The following is a 4,100-nucleotide window of genomic DNA, read 5'->3' as shown; positions in this document are numbered from 1 at the left end:
TGGTCCGCTCGCCCGGTGTCTACTTCGAGCGCGCCGCTGACAAGACCTCCGACAAGGACATCTTCACCGCCAAGGTGATCCCGTCGCGTGGTGCCTGGCTCGAGTTCGAGGTCGACAAGCGCGACCTCGTGGGCGTGCGCCTGGACCGCAAGCGCAAGCAGAACGTCACCGTCCTGCTCAAGGCGCTCGTCGCCGTCGCCGAGGAGACCGGCGAGGAGTACGACTACGAGGCCGTGATGAACGACCTCGGTCAGTACGAGTCGATCCAGCTCACCCTGGAGAAGGACAACACCTCCGGTCCGGACGACGCGCTGCTCGACATCTACCGCAAGCTGCGCCCGGGCGAGCCGCCGACGCGTGAGGCCGCGCTGACCCTGTTGAAGAACTACTACTTCAACCCGAAGCGCTACGACCTGGCCAAGGTCGGTCGCTACAAGATCAACAAGAAGCTCGGTCAGCACGAGGCGTTCGACCAGCAGACGCTGACGATCGCCGACGTCGTGGCCACCATCCGTTACATCGTGCGCCTGCACAACGGCGACGACCTCATGGTCGACGGCGAGGGCACCGTGCTGGTCGACTCCGACGGCAAGGACATCGAGGTCCGCGCCGACGACATCGACCACTTCGGCAACCGCCGCATGCGCACCGTGGGCGAGCTGATCCAGAACCAGCTGCGCACCGGTCTGGCCCGCATGGAGCGCGTGGTCCGCGAGCGGATGACGACCCAGGACGTCGAGGCGATCACGCCGCAGTCGCTGATCAACATCCGGCCCGTGGTCGCTGCGCTCAAGGAGTTCTTCGGAACCTCGCAGCTGTCGCAGTTCATGGACCAGACCAACCCGATCGCCGGTCTGACCCACAAGCGCCGTCTCTCCGCGCTCGGCCCGGGTGGTCTCTCCCGTGACCGCGCCGGCATGGAGGTCCGCGACGTCCACACCTCGCACTACGGCCGCATGTGCCCGATCGAGACCCCGGAAGGCCCGAACATCGGCCTGATCGGCTCGCTCGCGTCGTTCGGTCGGATCAACCCGTTCGGCTTCGTCGAGACCCCGTACCGCAAGGTCGTCGACGGCAAGGTCACCGACCAGATCGACTACCTGACCGCGGACGACGAGGACAAGTTCGTCATCGCCCAGGCCAACGCGGCCCTGGACGACGACCTCCGGTTCGTCGACGAGCGGGTGCTGGTGCGCCAGCGGCTCGGTGAGGTCTCCGAGATCCTGGCCGGCGAGGTCGACTACATGGACGTCTCCCCGCGCCAGATGGTGTCGGTGGCGACCGCCCTGATCCCGTTCCTCGAGCACGACGACGCCAACCGCGCCCTGATGGGTGCCAACATGCAGCGTCAGGCGGTGCCGCTGATCCGCAGCGACGCCCCCTACGTCGGCACCGGCATGGAGTACCGCGCCGCCGTGGACGCCGGTGACGTCGTCACCGCGACCAAGGCCGGCGTCGTCCAGGCGGTCTCGGCCGACCTGATCGAGACCATGAACGACGACGGCACGTACTCCTCGTACCGCCTCGCGAAGTTCAAGCGCTCCAATCAGGGCACCTGCATCAACCAGCGTCCGCTGGTGTCGGAGGGCGACCGCCTCGAGGTCGGCTCGCCGATCGCCGACGGTCCGTGCACCGACGACGCCGAGATGGCGCTGGGTCGCAACCTGCTGGTCGCGTTCATGCCGTGGCAGGGCCACAACTACGAGGACGCGATCATCCTGTCGCAGCGCCTCGTCCAGGAGGACATGCTCACCTCGATCCACATCGAGGAGCACGAGGTCGACGCTCGCGACACCAAGCTCGGCCCCGAGGAGATCACCCGGGACATCCCGAACGTCTCCGACGAGAACCTGGCCGACCTCGACGAGCGCGGCATCATCCGGATCGGCGCCGAGGTCACCACCGGTGACATCCTGGTCGGCAAGGTCACCCCCAAGGGTGAGACCGAGCTGACCCCGGAGGAGCGTCTGCTCCGCGCGATCTTCGGTGAGAAGGCGCGCGAGGTCCGCGACACCTCGATGAAGGTCCCGCACGGTGAGTCCGGAACCGTCATCGGCGTCCGGGTCTTCGACCGCGAGGACGGCGACGAGCTGCCCCCGGGCGTGAACCAGCTGGTCCGCGTCTACGTGGCGCAGAAGCGCAAGATCTCGGTGGGCGACAAGCTCGCCGGTCGTCACGGCAACAAGGGCGTCATCGCCAAGATCCTGCCGATCGAGGACATGCCGTTCATGGAGGACGGCACCCCGGTCGACGTGATCCTGAACCCGCTCGGTGTTCCGCGTCGTATGAACATCGGTCAGATCCTGGAGCTCCACCTCGGCTGGCTCGCCAAGCAGGGCTGGGACCTCAACCTCTCCGAGGACACCACCGACGCCGCCTGGAAGCAGCGTCTGCTGAGCATCGGTGCCGAGAAGGCAGCGCCCGGCAGCAAGGTCGCCACCCCGGTGTTCGACGGTGCCCGCGAGGACGAGATCACCGGTCTGCTCGACGTCACCCTGCCGAACCGTGACGGCGACCGCCTGATCGACAGCACCGGCAAGGCGCGCCTGTTCGACGGTCGCACCGGCGAGCCGTTCCCGGACCCGGTCTCGGTCGGCTACAAGTACATCCTGAAGCTGCACCACCTGGTGGACGACAAGATCCACGCCCGCAGCACCGGTCCGTACTCGATGATCACCCAGCAGCCGCTCGGCGGTAAGGCCCAGTTCGGTGGTCAGCGCTTCGGTGAGATGGAGGTCTGGGCGATGGAGGCGTACGGCGCCGCCTACGCCCTGCAGGAGCTCCTCACCATCAAGTCCGACGACGTGCCCGGTCGCGTCAAGGTCTACGAGGCGATCGTCAAGGGCGAGAACATCCCCGACTCCGGCATCCCCGAGTCGTTCAAGGTCCTCGTCAAGGAAATGCAGTCGCTGTGCCTGAACGTCGAGGTGCTCAGCCAGGACGGCTCGCGCATCGAGATGCGTGACGCGGAGGAGGACGTCTTCCGCGCCGCCGAGGAGCTCGGCATCGACCTCTCCCGGCGCGAGCCCAGCTCGGTCGAAGAAGTCTGAGGCGTCACCCGGCGGTCGGCCACAGCCGACCTCCGGGCCCCTCAGTCCACAGCCTTGAACCAAATTTCTAACGAAGGACAACAGCCATCGTGCTTGATGTGAACTTCTTCGACCAGCTTCAGATCGGCCTGGCCACCCCGGACGACATCCGTACCTGGAGCCACGGCGAGGTCAAGAAGCCGGAAACCATCAACTACCGCACGCTCAAGCCCGAGCGTGACGGCCTCTTCTGCGAGAAGATCTTCGGTCCTACCCGGGACTGGGAGTGCTACTGCGGCAAGTACAAGCGGGTCCGCTTCAAGGGCATCATCTGCGAGCGCTGCGGCGTCGAGGTGACCCGGTCCAAGGTGCGTCGCGAGCGGATGGGCCACATCGAGCTGGCCGCCCCGGTCACGCACATCTGGTACTTCAAGGGCGTGCCCAGCCGTCTCGGCTACCTGCTCGACCTGGCGCCGAAGGACCTCGAGAAGGTCATCTACTTCGCTGCCTACATGATCACCTCCGTCGACGAGGACGCGCGGCACACCGACCTCGCTGCTCTCGAGGGGAAGATCGACCTCGAGCGCAAGCGTCTCGAGAACCGTCGCGACTCCGCGATCGACGCTCGGGCCAAGAAGCTCGAGGAGGACCTCGCCGCGCTCGAGGCCGAGGGCGCCAAGTCCGACGCCAAGCGCAAGGTCAAGGACGGCGCGGAGCGCGAGATGGCGCAGCTGCGCAAGCGCTCCGACAACGAGATCGCTCGCCTCGACGAGGTGTGGGACACCTTCAAGAGCCTCAAGGTCCAGGACCTGATGGGCGACGAGCTGCTCTACCGCGAGATGAAGACGTGGTTCGGCAAGTACTTCGAGGGCCACATGGGCGCCACGGCGATCCAGAAGCGCCTGCAGACCTTCGACATCGAGGCCGAGGTCGAGAGCCTGCGCGACACCATCGCCAACGGCAAGGGTCAGCGCAAGGTCCGCGCGCTCAAGCGCCTCAAGGTCGTCGACGCGTTCCGCAAGACCGGCAACAGCCCGCTGGGCATGGTCCTGGACGCCGTCCCGGTGATCC

Annotated in this window: 1 protein-coding gene and 1 pseudogene; both read left to right on the top strand. The window is 66.5% G+C overall.

The features are described from left to right. Positions 1-3,050, top strand: a 3,050-nt coding sequence (gene rpoB / locus ABD151_RS07460) for a DNA-directed RNA polymerase subunit beta (protein ID WP_343992885.1), incomplete at its 5' end; no start/stop codon positions are given. Positions 3,051-3,139: 89 nt separating this feature from the next. Further along, positions 3,140-4,100: pseudogene (locus ABD151_RS07455) on the top strand (DNA-directed RNA polymerase subunit beta'); the annotation flags it as partial.

This window comes from Nocardioides dubius (assembly GCF_039528155.1).
In the GTDB taxonomy this organism is placed as follows: Bacteria; Actinomycetota; Actinomycetes; order Propionibacteriales; family Nocardioidaceae; genus Nocardioides; species Nocardioides dubius.
This window is presented reverse-complemented; position numbering and strand designations above follow the sequence as displayed.